Source organism: Nocardiopsis sp. NPDC007018, from assembly GCF_040635075.1.
Classification (GTDB): Bacteria; Actinomycetota; Actinomycetes; order Streptosporangiales; family Streptosporangiaceae; genus Nocardiopsis.
Genome location: NZ_JBEYHA010000001.1, coordinates 55195 through 72426, shown reverse-complemented (window position 1 = coordinate 72426; position 17232 = coordinate 55195). Strand labels below are relative to the sequence as shown.

Annotated in this window: 16 protein-coding genes; 10 read left to right on the top strand and 6 right to left on the bottom strand. The window is 71.9% G+C overall.

The window, feature by feature from the left end; genetic code table 11:
• Positions 1-15: 15 nt before the first annotated feature.
• Both ABZ635_RS00300 and ABZ635_RS00295 read right to left on the bottom strand, forming a co-directional pair.
• Complete coding sequence (locus ABZ635_RS00300; protein WP_357756554.1) at positions 16-474, bottom strand: GreA/GreB family elongation factor; 459 nt, start codon at positions 472-474, stop codon at positions 16-18.
• Positions 475-552: 78 nt separating this feature from the next.
• Positions 553-1812 carry an FAD-dependent oxidoreductase gene (locus ABZ635_RS00295; protein ID WP_357756552.1) on the bottom strand — a complete coding sequence of 420 codons (1260 nt, stop codon included), beginning with the start codon at positions 1810-1812 and terminating at the stop codon, positions 553-555.
• 169 nt (positions 1813-1981) lie between these two features.
• On the opposite strand from ABZ635_RS00295, the gene ABZ635_RS00290 reads away from it, so the two are divergent.
• The gene (locus ABZ635_RS00290; protein ID WP_357756549.1) at positions 1982-3532 is read left to right on the top strand and encodes a helix-turn-helix domain-containing protein; all 1551 of its coding nucleotides are present in this window, start codon (positions 1982-1984) and stop codon (positions 3530-3532) included.
• A gap of 124 nt (positions 3533-3656) precedes the next feature.
• On the opposite strand, the gene ABZ635_RS00285 is transcribed toward ABZ635_RS00290, so the two are convergent.
• Positions 3657-4274 carry a DUF47 family protein gene (locus ABZ635_RS00285; RefSeq protein WP_357756546.1) on the bottom strand — a complete coding sequence of 206 codons (618 nt, stop codon included), beginning with the start codon at positions 4272-4274 and terminating at the stop codon, positions 3657-3659.
• Between the two features lie 453 nt (positions 4275-4727).
• Between ABZ635_RS00285 and ABZ635_RS00280 the strand changes: the two genes are divergently transcribed.
• From ABZ635_RS00280 to purM, 3 genes are all read left to right on the top strand, one after another.
• A complete protein-coding gene (locus ABZ635_RS00280; RefSeq protein WP_357756543.1) occupies positions 4728-5201 on the top strand; it encodes a sterol carrier family protein in 474 nt (157 codons plus the stop codon).
• Positions 5202-5235: 34 nt separating this feature from the next.
• Positions 5236-6732 (top strand): amidophosphoribosyltransferase, encoded by a 1497-nt coding sequence (gene purF / locus ABZ635_RS00275; RefSeq protein WP_357756542.1) that lies wholly within the window; start codon positions 5236-5238, stop codon positions 6730-6732.
• Positions 6733-6870: 138 nt separating this feature from the next.
• Positions 6871-7935: a phosphoribosylformylglycinamidine cyclo-ligase gene (purM, locus tag ABZ635_RS00270; RefSeq protein WP_357756539.1), complete on the top strand. Its 1065-nt coding sequence runs from the start codon at positions 6871-6873 to the stop codon at positions 7933-7935.
• A 169-nt stretch (positions 7936-8104) separates the two neighbouring features.
• On the opposite strand, the gene ABZ635_RS00265 is transcribed toward purM, so the two are convergent.
• A complete protein-coding gene (locus tag ABZ635_RS00265; protein ID WP_357756536.1) occupies positions 8105-8332 on the bottom strand; it encodes a DUF3073 domain-containing protein in 228 nt (75 codons plus the stop codon).
• Positions 8333-8585: 253 nt separating this feature from the next.
• Here ABZ635_RS00265 and ABZ635_RS00260 point away from each other — a divergent pair, with 253 nt between their 5' ends.
• Both ABZ635_RS00260 and bldC read left to right on the top strand, forming a co-directional pair.
• Positions 8586-9419 (top strand): hypothetical protein, encoded by an 834-nt coding sequence (locus ABZ635_RS00260; RefSeq protein WP_357756533.1) that lies wholly within the window; start codon positions 8586-8588, stop codon positions 9417-9419.
• Positions 9420-10132: 713 nt separating this feature from the next.
• A complete protein-coding gene (bldC, locus tag ABZ635_RS00255) occupies positions 10133-10336 on the top strand; it encodes a developmental transcriptional regulator BldC (protein ID WP_013155387.1) in 204 nt (67 codons plus the stop codon).
• A gap of 254 nt (positions 10337-10590) precedes the next feature.
• On the opposite strand, the gene ABZ635_RS00250 is transcribed toward bldC, so the two are convergent.
• Positions 10591-11775, bottom strand: a complete 1185-nt coding sequence (locus ABZ635_RS00250) for a hypothetical protein (protein WP_357756530.1) — start codon at positions 11773-11775, stop codon at positions 10591-10593.
• Between the two features lie 485 nt (positions 11776-12260).
• On the opposite strand from ABZ635_RS00250, the gene ABZ635_RS00245 reads away from it, so the two are divergent.
• A complete protein-coding gene (locus ABZ635_RS00245; protein WP_357756527.1) occupies positions 12261-13136 on the top strand; it encodes an N-acetylmuramoyl-L-alanine amidase in 876 nt (291 codons plus the stop codon).
• A gap of 103 nt (positions 13137-13239) precedes the next feature.
• On the opposite strand, the gene ABZ635_RS00240 is transcribed toward ABZ635_RS00245, so the two are convergent.
• Positions 13240-14454, bottom strand: a complete 1215-nt coding sequence (locus ABZ635_RS00240) for a hypothetical protein (RefSeq protein ID WP_357756524.1) — start codon at positions 14452-14454, stop codon at positions 13240-13242.
• Between the two features lie 656 nt (positions 14455-15110).
• Between ABZ635_RS00240 and ABZ635_RS00235 the strand changes: the two genes are divergently transcribed.
• From ABZ635_RS00235 to ABZ635_RS00225, 3 genes are all read left to right on the top strand, one after another.
• Positions 15111-15800, top strand: a complete 690-nt coding sequence (locus tag ABZ635_RS00235; protein WP_357756520.1) for a DivIVA domain-containing protein — start codon at positions 15111-15113, stop codon at positions 15798-15800.
• Positions 15801-16097: 297 nt separating this feature from the next.
• The gene (locus tag ABZ635_RS00230) at positions 16098-16838 is read left to right on the top strand and encodes a M48 family metallopeptidase (protein ID WP_357756911.1); all 741 of its coding nucleotides are present in this window, start codon (positions 16098-16100) and stop codon (positions 16836-16838) included.
• Positions 16839-16916: 78 nt separating this feature from the next.
• The gene (locus tag ABZ635_RS00225) at positions 16917-17183 is read left to right on the top strand and encodes a DUF6504 family protein (protein WP_357756517.1); all 267 of its coding nucleotides are present in this window, start codon (positions 16917-16919) and stop codon (positions 17181-17183) included.
• Positions 17184-17232: the final 49 nt, after the last annotated feature.

Sequence of the window (17232 nt, the reverse complement as noted above, 5' to 3'; positions counted from 1 at the left end):
CGGCCCCGCCCCGCCTCAGGAAACCTCGGCGGTCTCCGAGCCGTAGGGAACGGCGCGCACCAGGCCCACCCTGAGTGTCCGCCCGTTGGGGGCCGTGTAGGTGCGCTCCTCCCCCTGCTCGGCGCCGAGGATGGCCCGTCCCAGGGGTGACTCCGGCGAGCAGACCGGAACCCCGTCGGAGTCCGCGCGGTCGCGTACTCCCAGCAGGAAGGTCTCGGTGTCGGGGTCGTCGCCGTAGCGGACGGTCACGACCATGCCGGGCTCGGCGATGCCGTCGTCCGGTGGGGCCTCGCCGATGACCGCGTCGCGGAGGATCTCCTGGATGCGGTTGACGCGGACCTCGCGGGCGTCCTTGTCCTCGATCCGGGTGAACCCGTGGGCCTCCTGGGTGGCGGCGTCGGCGGTGCCGGTGAGGACGGCGAGTTCGGCGGTGAGGCGTTGGTGGGTTCCCGGGGTCAGCCAGGTGTTCGTCATGGGTCTCCTTGTACGAAGGCGCCCCGCCGGGGTTCGGCGGGGCGCTGACGGGACCTGCTGGGTGTCGTCGGTCGAACCTCAGCGGGTGGGGTCGAAGGGGAGCAGCGCCGGGGCGGTCGTGCCGGTGGCGACCGTCCTCGCGAGGAGGCGCCCGGTGATCGGCCCGTGGGTGAGTCCCCACATGCCGTGGCCGCCCGCCACGAAGAGCCCGGGGACGTCGGTCTCCCCGATGAGAGGGAGGCCGTCCGAGGTGACGGGTCTGGAGCCGACCCACTCGTCGGTGCGTTTGCCCAGGTTCACGCCGTCCAGGTACGGGGCGGCGGACTCGGTGATCGCCCGGACCCGCTCGTCGCGGAACGGGGCGTCGATGGCCCGGAACTCCATGGTTCCGGCGACCCGCAGCCCCTCCCCGTGCGGCGTGCAGGCCACCCGGACTTCGGGCAGGTACACGGGGCCGGGGACGGGCTGGTCCGTGGGGACCATGAAGCTGTAGCCGCGTCCGGCGCGCAACGGCACGTTGACGCCCCAGGGGCGTGCCTGGCGGCCGAGCCAGGCACCGGTGGCGACCACGACGGCGTCGCCCGTCTCGGTCTCGCCGTGCGCGGAGTGCAGCCGGAAGCCGCCGTCGCGGGCGGCCTCGACCTTGGTGACCCGGAACTTCTCGACCACGCTTGCGCCGCGTTCGCGCACGGCGTCCGCGAGCGCGTGCGTGTACAGGCCGGGGTTGACGTAACGCTGTCCGTCGATGCGCACGCCCGCGTTCACCTCGCGGGAGGCGAGCGGCAGGCCCGCGCGGGCCGCCTCGCCCTCCAGGGCGGCGTAGGTCAGCGGCAGACCGGCCTCGCTGGCGGTGTCCAGCTCCATGAGGAGCCGGGCGGCGTTCTTCTTGGAGGTGAACAGCGCGGTGATCGGGGACGACTCGACCTTGGCGGTCACGCCGCCCTCGGTGAGCTCCTCGAAGGCGTCCAGGCAGGCCGAGCTGAGCGGCACGTTGGCGCGCAGGGCCCGTTCCCAGGTGGACTGCCTGCTGTTCAGGGCGAACGACGCCAGGAAGTGCAGGAGGCCGGTGTCGGTGGTGGGCGGGATGGACAACGGGGCCCTGGGGTCGAACAGGGCCTTGACGCCGTTGCCGAGCACGCCCGGCTCGTTCAGCGGGATGGCCAGACCCGGGGAGATCCAGCCCGCGTTGCCCCAGGACGATCCCGAGGCCACCGAGTCGCGGTCGACCACGGTGACTCCGACCCCGTACTTCTGGAGGAACCAGGCGGTCGAGAGACCGACGATCCCGGCCCCGACGACGATGACGGTACGCGGTGCGCCCGCGCCCTTCCCGGACATGGCGTGTTCTCCTGTGCGTGCTGGACGGTGGGTACGGTGCCGCACCCGTCCAGAGTCTCTCCCGTAACCCGGCGGCACCCATTGTCCTGGTCGAACAATCTCGACGTACGCTCGTGTGGAGTCCGCACAACGCGCGCGGTCCGGGCGGTCCGCCAAGGGAGTGGTTTCGATGGTGTTGCTGGACCGGCTGGTCACCATCCTCGGCACGTACGACACCCGTCTGGTCGGTCCGCGCCCGGCCGCGGACACCATGTTGCGCGGGGTCGCGGTGCACGACCCGGCTGACCCTGGGCCGGAGGAGGCGGACGTCCTGCTGGCCGTGGGGGTCCAGGACCCGCTGCGCGCCGTGGAGCTCGCCGAGCGCTCCCGTGCCCTGGCGGTGGTGGTGCGGGTGGCGCGGGAGGACGGGGTGGACCCGCGCGGTGAGGCCGCCGCCCGCGCCCGTGGTCGCGGGATCGCCCTGCTCTCGGTGGACCCCTCGGTGTCCTGGGGGCAGGTCGCCGGGGTGGTGTTCGGGTTGGTCCTGGAGGGCGGGGAGACCGAGGCGGGGCGCGGTCCCGCCGACCTGCCCGCGCTCGCGGACACGATCGCCGCGCGCGTCGGCGGCCCGGTGACCATCGAGGACCCCCGCCTGCGGGTCCTGGCGTACTCGAACCGGCAGTCCGAGGCCGACCAGGCCCGTTGGGACACGATCCTGGGGCGCGGGGTTCCCGAGGCGCTCCAGCGCCATCTGGGGGCCACCGGGGTCATCGCGCACCTGGGAGCGTCGGTCGACCCGGTCTACCTCCCGCCCGCGCCGGAGCTCGGTCTGGGCGGCCGTACGGCGGTGGCGGTCCGGGTGGGCCGGGAGTTCCTGGGGTCGCTGTGGGCGGCCTGTGAGGAACCGTTGGACACCGAGCGCTCGGCGCTGCTGTCGGAGGGCGCGCGCACGGTGGCGCTGCACCTGCTGCGAACCCGGGTCAGCGCCGACCTGGAGCGCCAGGTGGAGTCGGACCTGGTCAGCCGTCTCCTGGAGGGGGCGATGGACCCGACCGAGGCGGCCGGGCGCCTCGGGCTGGCCGCCACCCCGCACCGGGTGGTCGCCCTCCAGGCGCACACCCCGGACGAACGCCACTCCGCCACCCTGATGACGTTCGAGCGGGCCACCACGGGGTTCGGCTGGTCGCGCCAGGGGCGGAGCACCTTGTTCGGCAGCACGGTCTACACGGTCCTGCCCTGTGGGGCCGACCCGGCGCCGGCCCGGGCCTGGGTGGCGGAGACCACCCGCGGGCTGCCCGGCCACGTGGTGGTCAACGCGGGGATCGGCGCCCCCGCCGACCTGGCCGGGCTGGCCGCCAGCCGCCGTGAGGCGGACGAGAGCCTCACCCTGCACGCGGCGCGCCCCGAGGGGCCGGCTGTGGCCTATGACGAGTCCTGGGGCGACGTGCTCATCCACCGCCTGCGGATGGCGTCGGCGTCCGGCCGCCGTCCCGCCGACGGCCCGGTGGCGGTGCTGACCCGGCACGACGCCGAGCACGGCACGGACCACGCGCGGACCCTGCGCGCCTGGCTCCGCGCACAGGGCGACCCCGTCGCGGCGGCGGAGGAGCTGGGAGTGCACCCCAACACCGTCCGGCACCGGATGCGCAGGATGGCGGAGGTGACCCCGCTCGGCCTGGACCAGCCCGGCATGAGGCTGGCCCTGGCCATCGCGTTGGAGGCCTACGCGCCTCGGTCGTGAGTCGGGGCGGGGACGGGGCGTCCGAGGGGCCGCGGCCGGCCGGGGGTCCACCGGCACGGGGGCGGGGGCGGGACTGGCTGGGAAGGGGGCTGGGGGCTGGGCAAGGGGTTCGGCCGGGCCAGCGTCAGCCGTTCTTCACCACGATGGTCTCCACGGTGTTGGCCACGTGCTCGAAGGCGTCGGCGGCGGTCTCCAGCTCCTCGATGACGTCCTTGAGCTTGAGCACGGTCAGCGCGTCGTACTCGCCGCTGAAGAGCTTCGCCAGGAGTTTGCGGTAGATGCGGTCGGCCTGGTTCTCGAGCTGGTTGATCTCGATCCAGTAGCGGGTGAGGTCCTTCATGCTCCGCAGCCGGGGCATCGCCTCGGCGGTGAGCTCGGCCGCCCTCTCCAACACCTCGATCTGGTCGATGATGCCCTTGGGCAGCTGCTCCAACCCGTACAGGTTGATGAGGTCGACGGCGGCCTCCATGGAGTCGATGACGTCGTCGAGGTTGGAGGCCAGACGGTAGATGTCCTCCCGGTGGAGGGGAGGCGCCGAGCTCTTGTTGAGCCGACGCATGATCGCGTGGGTGGCGTCGTCGCCGGCGTGCTCGCAGGCACGCATCTTCTCGGTGATGGCCTCACGGTCGGCCCCGTCGCTCATCAGCTCCACCAGCAGGCGGGCTCCGATGACCAGGTTGTTCGCCGAGTCGGTGAACATCTCGTAGTAACTGTCATCACGCGGGCGCAAGCGCAGGCGCACGTCGTTCTCCCGATGGTGCGGTGGTCTTCCTTGGTGGATGTTAAGGGCGCTGACCAGCTGCTTCAGCGCGACAGTGCGGTGTGCGCACGCTCGGACCCCGATCGGGGGAGGCGGGTCCGGGTATGGTCACCCCTCGTTCATCTGTCTGTGTCGACGCGTGGAACGCCACGTGCGCGGGTCCCCTCGCAATCCTCCCAATCTCGGACGACACCGGGACGGTTCGGGACGCTACCGTGTCCCGCTCCCCCTGGCCAGCGGGGCGTTGAGACACGAATCACTCGATCGGCCGGAGACCGACGGACAGTTCCCCCCGAAGCCCCCGATATCAACCTTGGGTCCCTTCGCCCGCAATGACAAGCACCCCGGGCGTTAACCCTTCCTGACGCCTCGGCCGTCAGGTCCGTGACCTCCGCGAACCCGCTCCCGTCAGCGGCTCGCCCTAGGATCTTGACCATGCCTACCGCCCTGACCCCGAGTGCCGTGCGCCGACTGCGCTCCGCCCTGGACGAACAGCTCTCCGCCCTGGGCGAACCCGCCTTCGAGGGCACCGACGAGGAGGCCGTCGCCGGGGCCGCGCGGGCGGTCCTGCGCGCGCGGGAACCGCTCCGCCCCGCCCTCAAGGCGGCCGTCAGGTGCAGCCTGGCGGTGCTCGCCGACCGGGTTCCGGGACGCAGCCTGGAGGTGCGCGTCCCGCCGTACGGGGCCGTCCAGGTCATCGAGGGGCCCGCGCACACACGGGGCACCCCGCCCGGCGTGGTCGAGACCGACCCCCTCACGTGGCTGCGCCTGGCCGTGGGCGAGGCCGACTGGGACGGCGCGGTGGGCGACCACGGGGTCCGGGCCAGCGGCGTGCGCTCCGACCTGTCCGCCCACCTGCCGCTGTGGCCCGGTCACGGGCGTACCGGTGGTCACTCCGCCCCCGAGTGACCACCCGCCGTCGGCCAGCGGCTAAGCTGTGCGTGTGTCGTACTCCGACGGCCGGCTCTCCATGGACCTCGATCCGCTCGAACGCGGCCCGCAGGACGCCTGCGGCGTTTTCGGGGTCTGGGCACCCGGCGAAGAAGTCAGCAAGCTCACCTACTTCGGCCTCTACGCGCTCCAGCACCGCGGGCAGGAATCCGCGGGCATCGCCACGAGCGATGGGGAGCGGATCGTCGTCTACAAGGACATGGGACTCGTCTCCCAGGTCTTCAACGAGGCGACGCTCGACTCCCTGAAGGGCCACCTCGCGATCGGCCACTGCCGTTACTCCACCACCGGTTCACCGGTGTGGGAGAACGCCCAGCCGACCTTCTACACCGCGCGTGAGGGGGGTCTGGCGCTCGGCCACAACGGCAACCTCATCAACACCCCCGAACTGGCCGCGATGCTGCCCGACCAGCGCCGGGGCGCCACCACCGACACCGAGGTGCTCACCAACCTCCTCGCGTCACGGGCCAGGGAGGGCCACTCCCTGGAGGAGGCGGCCCAGGAACTGCTGCCGCTGGTGCGGGGCGCCTTCTCCCTGGTCTTCATGGACGAGGACACCCTCTACGCCGCGCGCGACCCCCAGGGCATCCGCCCGTTCGTGCTCGGCCGCCTCGGCGCGAACTCCGGTTCCGGCGGATGGGTGGTGGCCAGCGAGACGGCCGCCCTCGACATCGTGGGCGCCACCGTGGTCCGCGAGATCGAACCGGGCGAACTCCTCGTGATCAACGGCGACGGGGTCCGTTCCAGCCGCTTCGCCCCGGCCGCCCGCAAGGGCTGCCTGTTCGAGTACGTCTACCTCGCCCGCCCCGACACCACCATCAACGGGCGCAACGTGAACTCCACCCGCGTCGAGGTGGGTCGCCGCCTGGCCCGGGAGCACCCGGTCGAGGCCGACCTCGTGATCCCGGTTCCCGAGTCCGGCACCCCCGCCGCCGTGGGGTACGCGGAGGCGAGCGGCATCCCCTTCGCCCAGGGCCTGGTGAAGAACTCCTACGTGGGCCGCACCTTCATCCAGCCCAGCCAGACCCTGCGCCAGCTCGGTATCCGGCTCAAGCTGAACCCCCTGCGCGAGGTCATCGAGGGCCGCCGACTGGTGGTCGTGGACGACTCGATCGTGCGCGGCAACACCCAACGGGCCCTGGTCCGGATGCTGCGCGACGCGGGCGCCGCCGAGGTGCACGTGCGCATCTCCAGCCCGCCCGTGCTGTGGCCCTGCTACTACGGCATCGACTTCGCCACCCGCGCCGAGCTCATCGCCGCGAACCTGTCGGTGGAGGAGATCGCCGAGTCGGTCAACGCCGACTCGCTGGCCTACGTGGACCTGGAGGAGCTCATCGCCGCCTCCGAGCAGCCCAAGGACCAGCTCTGCCGGGCCTGCTTCGACGGGGTGTACCCGTTGGAGGTCAACTCCGACGCGCAGGGCAAGTACCTGCTGGAGAAGGCCTGCGGCACCCCCGAGGGCTCCACCCTGGCCACCAGCCACAAGTGACGCGCGGCGGGCACCGGCCCGCCGCGCCCCGGCGGGGCCTCCCTTCCGGACCCTCCGGCGTGCCCTGGAACGGGCCCCGGGGACCGCGCAGCAGCGCACACCGCACACCGCACACCACCGAACACGAGGAGAACTCGCGTGGCAGCCGACAGCACAGGGGCGACGGGCGCGTACGCGGCCGCGGGCGTCGACATCGCCGCCGGTGAGCGCGCCGTCGACCTGATGAAGCGTCACGTCGCGCGCACCCGCCGACCCGAGCAGGTCACCGACGCCAGCGGTTTCGCGGGCCTGTTCCGGCTCGACACGGCGAAGTACCGGGACCCGGTCCTGGCCACCTCCACCGACGGCGTGGGCACGAAGGTCATGCTCGCCCAGCAGATGGACCGGCACGACACCATCGGCATCGACCTGGTCGGGATGGTCGTCGACGACCTGGTCGTCAGCGGCGCCGAACCCCTCTTCATGACCGACTACGTCGCGACGGGCGCCGTGGTGCCCGAACGGATCGCGGAGATCGTCGGCGGCATCGCCGAGGGCTGCCACCAGGCCGGGTGCGCGCTCATCGGCGGCGAGACGGCCGAACACCCGGGTGCGATGGCCCCGGAGGAGTACGACCTGGCCGGCGCCGGCACGGGGGTGGTCGAGGGCGACGCGATCCTGGGCCCGGACCGGGTGCGCGAGGGGGACGCCGTCATCGCGATGGCCTCCTCCGGCCCGCACTCCAACGGTTACTCGCTGATCCGCCACATCGTGGACCGGGCCGACCTGGACCTGTTCTCCGAGGTGCCCGAGCTCGGCGGCGTTCTGGGCGAGGTGCTGCTCACGCCGACCCGCGTCTACGCGAAGGACTGCGTGGCGCTGACCGCCGAGGTGGAGGTGCACGCCTACTCGCACATCACCGGCGGAGGGCTGGCGGCCAACCTGTCCCGGTCGCTGCCGGACGACCTGGACGCCGAGCTGGACCGCTCCACCTGGGCCCCGGCCCCGGTGTTCGGCTACCTGGCCGAGAAGGGCGGGGTCGGCCGCGAGGACATGGAGGCCACGTTCAACATGGGCGTGGGCATGGTGGTGGTCGTCGCGGAGGGCGACGCCGACCGTGCGCTGGCCGTTCTCGCCGGGCGCGGCGTGGAGGCCTGGCGCCTGGGCGTGGTGAAGGGCGGCTCCGGACGGGCCGTACTGAACGGTGAGTACCGGAACGGCTAGACCGCACCGGTCCGTGTCCGAAGGACGCGAATATAGCCGGTGCGAACCACCGAGGTGGTTCGCACCGGCTATATGCACCTGTCCGCGACGGCTCCCAGGGGGAGCCGTGACCGCCACAGGTCAGCGGTTGTTGTCCGAGCGACCCGAAAGACTCGTCCGGCCCCGACGTCTACTTGTCGGAGTCCGAGTACTTGTCGGCAAGATCCGCGTAGCGGTCGATCAGGTCGTCCTGAGGTTCCGTGTAGGAATCGTCCGGACCCGACGGCCCGGAGGGAGACCCCTCGTCCTCAGCGACACCCAGCTCCGACCGCAGCCGCTCAAGGTCGGTCCCACCGGAGCTGTACTTGAGCTTCCGGGCGACCTTCTGCTGCTTGGCCTTGGCTCGGCCGCGCCCCATTGGCTCGACCCCCTCAACGATTGGGTTCCGACGAACCCCAGATCACTTACTAACCCGCACTACCGGGCTGACGGCCGTCAAACGCGACTGACGGCTGGCGCCAGCTTACGTACACATACAACCGTACCTGGTCGGACCCCACCGTGCCTACGCCACCCGGGTGTGACGGGTGTGGTGTGCGCACGCAACACCATCCTGCCTGCCCGTTCTCACGGTGAGTGCCAGACGCAACGATCTGTGCCACGATGCGATCGTGCTGCCCTACACCGCCTATCTGCGCGTCTACCAGCCGATCACGGCCTTCTCCCCTCGTGACCGGCGGCACTGGGAGGGGTACGCGGAGTCCGCGGACCGGCCCAAACGCGTGAACGCCCTGGCCGCCGAGCACGCGGAGAGCCTGGGGAGGACCATCGCCACGCCGCCCGTGGTGGCGCCCTCGGAGGAGAGCGGTGACGCGTACCTGCGCCGGGTGAACGAGCGGCTGTACGTCTGCCCGTGGCAGACCCGTCTGCGGTGCTGGCGGGCGTTCGAGGAGTTCGCCGGGTCCATGCCGCGCGCCCAGTTGGAGGCGTTCGTCCCCGCCCGGGAGGCGGACCGGGCCGAGACCGGCTACCGGCAGTGGCGGGCCTCCGGCGCGGAGGCCCGGCCCGGCATCCTGTCGAGCACCTGGACGATCCCGATTCCGTGGTTCGTCGCGTTCGAGCCCCAGGAGCGGTGCCTGGTGCTGTCCGCGGGCCGGACCAGGACCCTGTTGTACCTGACCAGGACCGCGCAGGCCAGGCGTCGCCTGGACCACACGGCGGCGGTCCTGCGGGAGCGCGTCGGGGAGCACGCGGTGTCGGCCGCGGCGGAGCGGCTCACGGAGTGGCTGGCCACGACAGCGCACCCGGAGTCGCTCCTCGAACTGGACTACGGGGGGCTGCCGCACCTGCTGAGCGACGACCACCTGAGCGAGGACCACTCGGTGGGCGAGGTGGCCGAGGCGGTGGAGGCGCTCGCCAAGGGCGACGCGGCCCGGGTGAAGGAGTTGCGGGAGAGGCTGACGAGGCGCTGGAGGTCGGTGCGCGCCCTGGAGCACGCCAACTGACGGTCATGGCACGGTCGAGCTTTCGTGGACACCCTGGGGCCCCTGTCGTCATCCCTAACGGGGCCGGGTCCGGAGCGGGGCGGCGCCACGCCGCACCGCAACCTGGTACACCAGGTTTCTCCGGCACACGAATCCGTCTTTTCGCACGTGACGGAGGCGCGGGAAGCCACTCGAAGGAGACCCGCCACCAAGCACCGTGAAACTGGGCATAACGCCCGATACGGATCGGCGTAGACTGTAGCGAGCCGACCACAGAGAGCACACAGAGTAACCAGGAAGCCCTGCTGCGCCGAGGATGCGCGCAGCCCGACCCCGAAGCCCCGCCGGAGCGGCACCCCGCACGCCACCCCACTCGGCCCCGCCCCGATCCGCGACCGACCAGGGCCTGCACCCTCCTCCCCCAGACCCGCCCTCCGGATTTCGGTCGGCCCGCCCTAGCACTTCGGGTGCTCCGGATCGAGAAAAACGAGGCCCGAGAACGAAGTTTTGACCGAATACGCCACATGCCACTAAACGTGTCGCTAGAATCACTTAGCGTGACGCGGCCACGGGCGGCTTTCAATGGCCTCCCACGTGCAAAGTTGCTTGGAGTGGTCGCGCAAACACCTCGGGTGATATCAATAGGACCAAGTGGGACTATTGGACATCCGGGCCAAGTGCCAGGAATCAGGCTCAAGGATCGGCACACAGATCCAGGAGGAGAGGCCGTACACATGTCGACTCGCACGCCCGAGGCGGAGCCCCTGTTGACCCCCGCCGAGGTTGCCACCATGTTCCGCGTTGACCCCAAGACCGTGACGCGCTGGGCCAAGGCGGGCAAGCTGACCTCGATCCGCACCTTGGGTGGCCACCGCCGCTACCGCGAGACTGAGGTCCGCGCCCTGCTGGCCGGAATCCCCAGCCAGCGCACGGAGTGATCTCCCCGGTCTGTGCCGATTCCGGGGGGAACGGCCGGACACGCTCCGGCTGACAGGATTTTCCAGGGCGGGCCACCCCGACACGGTGGCCCGCCCTCCCTCACGCCGTGCCCTCACCGCGACGCCGCACCGCGCGGATTCCTCCTCCGCGCCGCCGCACGCCCGCCCCTGGGCGGACCGGTGGCGCGGAGGCGCTCCGACACGGACCGCGCCGCACCCAGCCCGTGACCGGGCCGCCCGCCGGGGCGCCCGGGTCAGTCCTCGATCTGGTCGTCCATGGCCGTGGTGCGCTTGCGCGCCAGGAAGGTGGCCGTGGCCCCGCCGCCGACCGCCACCACCGCCGCGGTGACCAGGGCGGCCAGGGAACTCCCGGTGGTGGCCAGCCGCTGGCTCGCCACCGACGTCTCCCGCTCCCCCTCGCCGCGCTCGCCCTCGCCGGGCGCCTCCGGTGCGATGTGGGTGGAGCCGATCGCCCAGGAGTCGGCCAAGTCCGCGGTGAACCCCTGCCCCAGCTCGGGGTCGCCCACCACGACCGACACCGTGAGGGCCGAACGCACGCCCTCGCCCTCCCAGTCCTCGTCCTCGTCGTCGAAGGCCTCGGAGACCGCGACGAAGCGGATGCTGACCGGCACCTCCGCGCGGGTGTCGCCCCGTTCGTCGAGGACCTCCAGGGTCTCCTCCACACGGTGGTCGCCGTCGAAGTCGGCGACCGGCACACCGAAGGCGCTCAGCTCCCCGTACTCGAAGGTCGTCTCGGTCGACCCGTCGTAGGCCGCGGCCGCACTGGTCCGCACGTCCGTGAGGGAGAACTCGATCGCGTTGGCGTCCGCCGAGACGGTCTCGGACGCTCCCTCGCCGAGGGCCACCGTGTCGTCGTCGGAGGGCGAGGCGCCCGGCTCCTCCGAAGGGTCGTGGAAGGGCGCGTCCGGCGTGGGCCGCTCCGCCTGGCGGGGGCCCTGACCGGTGTCCTCCCGCTCGTGCGCGCCGTCGTCGTTCACGCCCGGAGGCGCGGAATCGGGCTCCGGCTCCGGAGAGGGGGTCCGCCCCGGCACCTCGACCCGGCCCTGCCCGGGGTCGACCAGGCCGAGCCCGACCAGGTCGTCGACACCGATCCGCACCGTCGCCCGCTCGACCACCGTCTGGGACAGCGCACCCCGGTCGTTGACCAGGGTGCGGCCCTCCCCCGTGATCCGGGTGAAGGCGGACAGCGGGCCCTGGGCGGGTTCGGCGGGGGCCGCGTCCTCGGTCTCGACCCCGAATCCCAGGGCCTCGGAGTGGCCCGAGACGAGATCGCCGTCGGCCACCCGCGCCCGAGCGTTGGCCCAGACCAGCTGGTCGGCCGAGGCGGGGAGGGCGGCCACGACCCCCAACGCGCCGAGGGCGACGAAGAGGGTGCCGCCCACCAGGGCGCGGCGGACGGACGGTTTGGCGGGAGTCACCACAACACTCCTGTTGTATCTGGGGGATGCCCGGCTCTCGGGCCGGGGCCGGTCCGGCGACGTCGCGTCGGAGCGGGGTGGTCCGGCCGACCTGGCGAGCCGGGTGCGGTGTTCCGGAGACGGGGGTGTGCGCCCCGCCGCCGATCGGGGTTCGGGTCGGGTGTGGAGTTCCGTGTGCGGGACGTTCCACACGGTGAGCCTAGTCGCTAGATCACAAAACGGAAACCGTTCGCCCGGCCCTGTGGACGACGGCCCCAACCCCTGGTTCGGCCGTGGGGGCCGCCGCGCCGGTCGGCGGAACGCGCCATCGACCAGGCTCCGACCCGAGGCGACGCGCTCCCGGGAGCCGCCCCGGAAACGGCACGAGGCACGCGGGCGAACCCGACTCCCGTGACGACCGGGACGAGAACGGGCGTGGAACGGGCACCTTTCGTCCGGCTCTGTACGGGTACGGCGGGGTCACGGACAGCGGCTAGGTTTGACGCATGCTCGTCTGCGCACCTTCAGGGCGCCGGAGCCGCGCCACCCGCGCCCTGGCCCTGCTCTCGCTCGCCGTCGTCTGGACCGCGGGCTGCACGCCCCCGGCCGGAGGTGCGGCCGGGTCCGACCCGACCGCAGCACCACCGCTGCCCGGCCCGGAGGACGGGGCCGGGAACGGCGCCGTGGCCGACGACGAGACCGCGCCGCCCGGTGTCGGCCCCCTCGGCGACCGCGTCGTGGTCATCGATCCTGGCCACAACGGCGGGAACGCGTCGGCGCCGAGTGAGATCAACGCCCTGGTTCCCGCCGGTCCCGGCGAGAAGGCCTGCGACACGGTGGGGGCCGAGAGCGTCAACGGCTACCCCGAACACGAGTTCAACTGGGAGCTGTCCCTACTGGTGAAGGAGCGGTTGGAGGCCGACGGCGCGACGGTGGTCCTCACCCGTGAGGACAACGAGGGCGTGGGGCCGTGCGTCAACGAGCGGGCCGAGATCGGCAACGACAACGACGCGGACGTGGCCCTGTCCATCCACGCGGACGGTGGTCCGGGTTCGGGGCGCGGGTTCCACGTCATCGCCCCCGGTGAGGTGAGCGGGTTCACCGAGGACATCGTCGAGCCCTCGGCGCTGCTCGCCGAGGACCTGCGCCGCGAGTACCTCGAGGGCAGCGACATCCCCTACGCGGACTATCTCGCGGATGAGGGTCTGGACGAGCGCACCGACCTGGGCGGCCTGAACATGTCCACGGTGCCGAAGGTGTTCCTGGAGGCCGGGAACATGCGCAACACCCAGGACGCCGAACTCCTGGAGGACCCCGAGTGGCGCGAACGCGCCGCCGACTCCATCGCCCGGGGCCTGGCCGCCTACCTGCTGCGCGGCTGATCCCGCACACGGAAACGGGCCCCGGGGATCTCTCCCCGGGACCCGCCCCGTCGTCACACCGGCCCGGCCGCGCCACTCGCCCCGCACGCCCTGGCCCCGGTGACTAGCCCTCGTTGGTGTCGGGGGTGTCCTCGCCGGACTTCTTCTTGCGGCGCGCCAGGTAGGCGGCGGCGCCACCACCGGCGGCGATCGCGGCACCGGCCGCGATCAGACCGGCGATCGGCGAACCGGTCGCGGCCAGCGGCTTGGCGTCCTTGGCGTCGGTCTTGGGAACCGACTTCTCGTCGCGCTCCTTCTTCTCCGGGTTCTTGGTGTCGCCACCACCGGAGCCGTCGCCCTCGCCACCGCCGACGGTGCCGGTGGTGATACCGGCGGCGCTCTCGGCGATCAGGAAGCCGGAGACGATCTCGTCGTTGACGCTGAAGGTGATGTACATGTCGGTGACGGCGTCGTTCCAGACGAAGCCGGCGTCCTCGGTCTCGTAGACCCCGGTGACGGGCTCCAGCGCGACGACCAGCTCGTAGGTCTGGCCCTCGACCTCGGCCTGGAACGTGTACTCGCCATCGCCGTTGAAGTTGTGGCTGACCTCGCCGCCCCAGCTCTGGCTGGTGGAGACGCTGGCACCGTTGATGGTGGTATCGAGCAGAACCTCGCCGCCGCCGTCGACCAGCTCGGAGTTCTCCTCGTCGAGCTCGATGACCTCGGCGGAGGTGGTGGCCGCCTCGGTGGTGTCGGTCTCGTCGGAGGAGTCGCCCGGCTCCTGCGAGGGCTGGGCGTCCGGCTCGTCGGTCGGCTGCTCGGAGGGCTGCTCGGGGGTGGTGTCGTCCCCGCCGTCACCGGGGGTCTCGGTGTCGGTGTCGTCGCCGGGGCCCTCGGAGTCGTCGGAGTCGTCCTCGCCCTCGGCGTCGTCGTCCTCGGAGTCGTCGTCCTCCGGGGTCTCCTCGTCATCATCGTCGTCATCGTCATCGTCGTCGTCCTCGGGGTCGAGGATGCCGGGGAGGTCGTCCTCGGTGATGACGATGCGAGCGGTCTCCACGACGGCGGTACCGGTGGCGCCGCTGGCGTTCACGGTGGCGGTGGTGGTGCCCTCGACGGTCAGCCAGTTGTCGATGGCGCCGCTGAAGGAGTCGGAGACCGTCTGGTCCTTGGTGATGTAGGTCTGGGTGGCCTCGGAGGCACCCAGGGCCGAGGCGTAGCCCCACCCGTAGGTGTCGGCGTGGGCGGGCGAGGCCGCGCCCAGGGTCATGGCACCCAGCGCGGCGAAGGCGAAGCCGCCCTGGAACACGCGACGCGCGGAGATTCGAGAAGCGTTCTTCAAGATCAATCCTCGTGTGGATCGTCCGGGCCCACATGGTTCGGGGCCAGGCCTGGTCTGGGCTTCCACCGCCGGAACACAAAGGCGGGAAGTCTCGGAACGCGGAATCACGGACCAGGGTCGAATGGGGGACGGCCAGGGCACACAGAAGCCCATGACCTGCGAAAATAGAGAGCGTGCACGGTTTCGGCCCGCAGAGGGCAAGGGCCGAAAGAACCGGCTGAGTTACTTTCCATTCCCTACGAAAAGAGTACAGTCCACCCAAAGATCAAATGCATGATCACTGATCTCAAAACTATCACGATGGAACGCATGGAAACACTGAGTAACCGCCCGAATAAATTCCCGTCATTCTTTTGGGAACGGGTAAACCTCCACTCCGACGGCGCGTCTTACGAAGAAGGCCCCGCCCGGAGGGACGCCCGTCCAGGGGGCGTCCGCGTCCTCACCCGGCCAGAACTACCGGCCGGCATGGCACGGGCCACCCTCCCTCGGCATAATGCGAACCATGAGTTCCCCCCAGCCCTCACGCGCCCCCGCCCCGCACGCGTTCGGGCACGGCACGGGAGGCGGCCACACGGCACCTCCGATCGGGCCGACCCCGCCGAACGCACACGCGGACGCGTGATTCCACACCTACGAACCTCGTGAACTGCACAATGGGGACCATGCCTCTGACACCGGCGGACATCCGCGACAAGAAGTTCCACACGGTGCGACTGCGCCCGGGCTACAACGAGGAGGACGTGGACGCCCTCCTCGACCGGATCGAGGCGACCCTGGTGGCCCTGGAGGGCGGGCCGCGCACGGGTCCGCTGCTCACCGCCGAGGAGATCCGCAACTCCCGGTTCCGCACCACCCGGATGAGCCCCGGCTACCGCGAGGACGAGGTGGACGACTTCCTCGACCTCGTCGTGGCCGACCTCGCCGGTCGCGGCCTGGGCCAGTCCGCCCCGCCGCCGCTGCCCCCGCACCCCGACCGGGGCGGACCCCGCCAGCCCCACCCCGGGAGCGGCTACCCGGGACCGCCCCACCCCGGCCCGCAGCCCACCCCACCGGCCGCGCACGGACCACGGATGGCGCCCCGGGACATCAGGGAGAAGCGTTTCGCCACCACCCGACTGACCACCGGCTACAACGAGCAGGAGGTGGACGACTTCCTGGACCGCGCCGAGTACACACTGGAGGTCCTGCTCCAGGGCAGGCCGGACCGGGCCACCCTCACCGCCGCCGAGGTGGAGCGGGTCCAGTTCGCCACCACCCGCGCGCGCCCGGGGTACGACCCGGCCCAGGTCGACCAGTTCCTGGACGAGCTCGCCGAGGAGTTCCGCCGCCACGAACGCCCCTGACCCCGGACACGCCGCCAGCTCCGCACCCCTCCGGGGACAGCGGAAAGTAATATTTAGGCACAGGGAGTAGTCATTCCTGGTCAAGGGCGGCCCGAGGGGAGCAGTATGCGTCATCATGCCACGCCGTCTGGAGGGGTGTTCGCGACCGGCGCGGTCCACGGAGTCCCCGGTTGCACCACGGCGCCCGGCGCGTGGCCACCGCGCCGGACCGCGCCCCACGGTCGGGCGCTCGACCCGCACCCGACCGACCCCGACGAGGAGGTCGTCCCGGCCGCCGCACATCCCTGGGAGAGACCCCTGCTCGCGCTCGGCGTGACGGTGACGCTCACCCTGGCCGCGGTGCTGCTGCGGCTGGTGTGGACCGTGTCGGGCTCTCCGCTCTGGACGGCCCTGGCCCTGGCCGCGGTCCCCCTGGCCTGCTGGTCCGTGCGCGGACTGCGCTACGCCCGCGAACGCGCGGAGTCCGTCCGGATCTCGCCCACCCAGTTCCCCGAGGCGTACCGGGTGGTGGTCGAACTGGCCCGGGAGATGGGGCTGAACCGCACCCCGGAGGCCTACGTCCGCACCCGCCCGTGCTCGGCCCGCGCCGACGCCGCCGCGCACGGTCTCCGGCGCTACCTGGTGCTGCCCGACACGTTGTTCGACCGCGGAGAGCTGCGCGACCGCGACGCCCTCGCCTTCCTCGTGGCCCACCAGGTGGGCCACGTCGCCGCCGGGCACACGGGGTACTGGCGGCGACTGGCGACCCTGGGCGCCGACCTCGTCCCCGGCCTGGGCGCGGCACTCTCCCGAGCCGCCGAGTACACGGCCGACGACCACGCCCACGCCCACGCGCCCGAGGGCACCCACGCGGTGCGGCTCCTCGCGGGCGGACCCGCCCTGTACCCGCGTGTGAACCTGGGCGAGATGGCCGCCCGCGCGCACACCGACCGGGGCTGCTCCCTGCTGCTCTACCACCTGCTCTCGCACCGCCCCAGCAACACGCGCAGGATGGCCGCCCTGCGCGACCGCGCCCGCCGGGGCCGGGTGTTCCTGTAGCGAACCCACAGTAAGGCGACCTACGTCATCGCAGGAAGACTTGACCTTTTCGAACAGGCGTTCGATAAGGTGGGCGGCGTGAGTCTCCAGAACGACCAGATCCACGTCCGCTCCACCGACCGTGGCCACCCCGCCCAGTTCACCTGGCGCGGCCACACCTTCCGCGTCCGCCGGATCATCGGCGACTGGCCCGCCCGGCCCGGGGGCCCGGGCGTACCGGCCACGCAGATCCACCTGCTCCGCGTCTCCGCCGAGTCCGAGACGGGGCAGCCCAGCATCATCGACATCTCCCGGGACACCGCCTCCGAACACTGGACCATGCGGCGCCAGTGGAGTGGCCGGTAGGGCGGGTCCGGGTGCCCGAGCCTGGCTCCCGGACCCGCTCCCGCCCCGG

What these genes read in the sequence shown, in the direction of transcription:
- ABZ635_RS00295 (WP_357756552.1), bottom strand. Translation starts at nt 1,812, where the DNA reads ATGTCCGGGAAGGGCGCGGGCGCACCGCGTACCGTCATCGTCGTCGGG.
- bldC (WP_013155387.1), top strand. Translation starts at nt 10,133, where the DNA reads ATGTCGACTCGCACGCCCGAGGCGGAGCCCCTGTTGACCCCCGCCGAG.
- ABZ635_RS00245 (WP_357756527.1), top strand. Translation starts at nt 12,261, where the DNA reads ATGCTCGTCTGCGCACCTTCAGGGCGCCGGAGCCGCGCCACCCGCGCC.
- ABZ635_RS00280 (WP_357756543.1), top strand. Translation starts at nt 4,728, where the DNA reads ATGCCTACCGCCCTGACCCCGAGTGCCGTGCGCCGACTGCGCTCCGCC.
- ABZ635_RS00265 (WP_357756536.1), bottom strand. Translation starts at nt 8,332, where the DNA reads ATGGGGCGCGGCCGAGCCAAGGCCAAGCAGCAGAAGGTCGCCCGGAAG.
- ABZ635_RS00235 (WP_357756520.1), top strand. Translation starts at nt 15,111, where the DNA reads ATGGGGACCATGCCTCTGACACCGGCGGACATCCGCGACAAGAAGTTC.
- ABZ635_RS00290 (WP_357756549.1), top strand. Translation starts at nt 1,982, where the DNA reads ATGGTGTTGCTGGACCGGCTGGTCACCATCCTCGGCACGTACGACACC.
- ABZ635_RS00300 (WP_357756554.1), bottom strand. Translation starts at nt 474, where the DNA reads ATGACGAACACCTGGCTGACCCCGGGAACCCACCAACGCCTCACCGCC.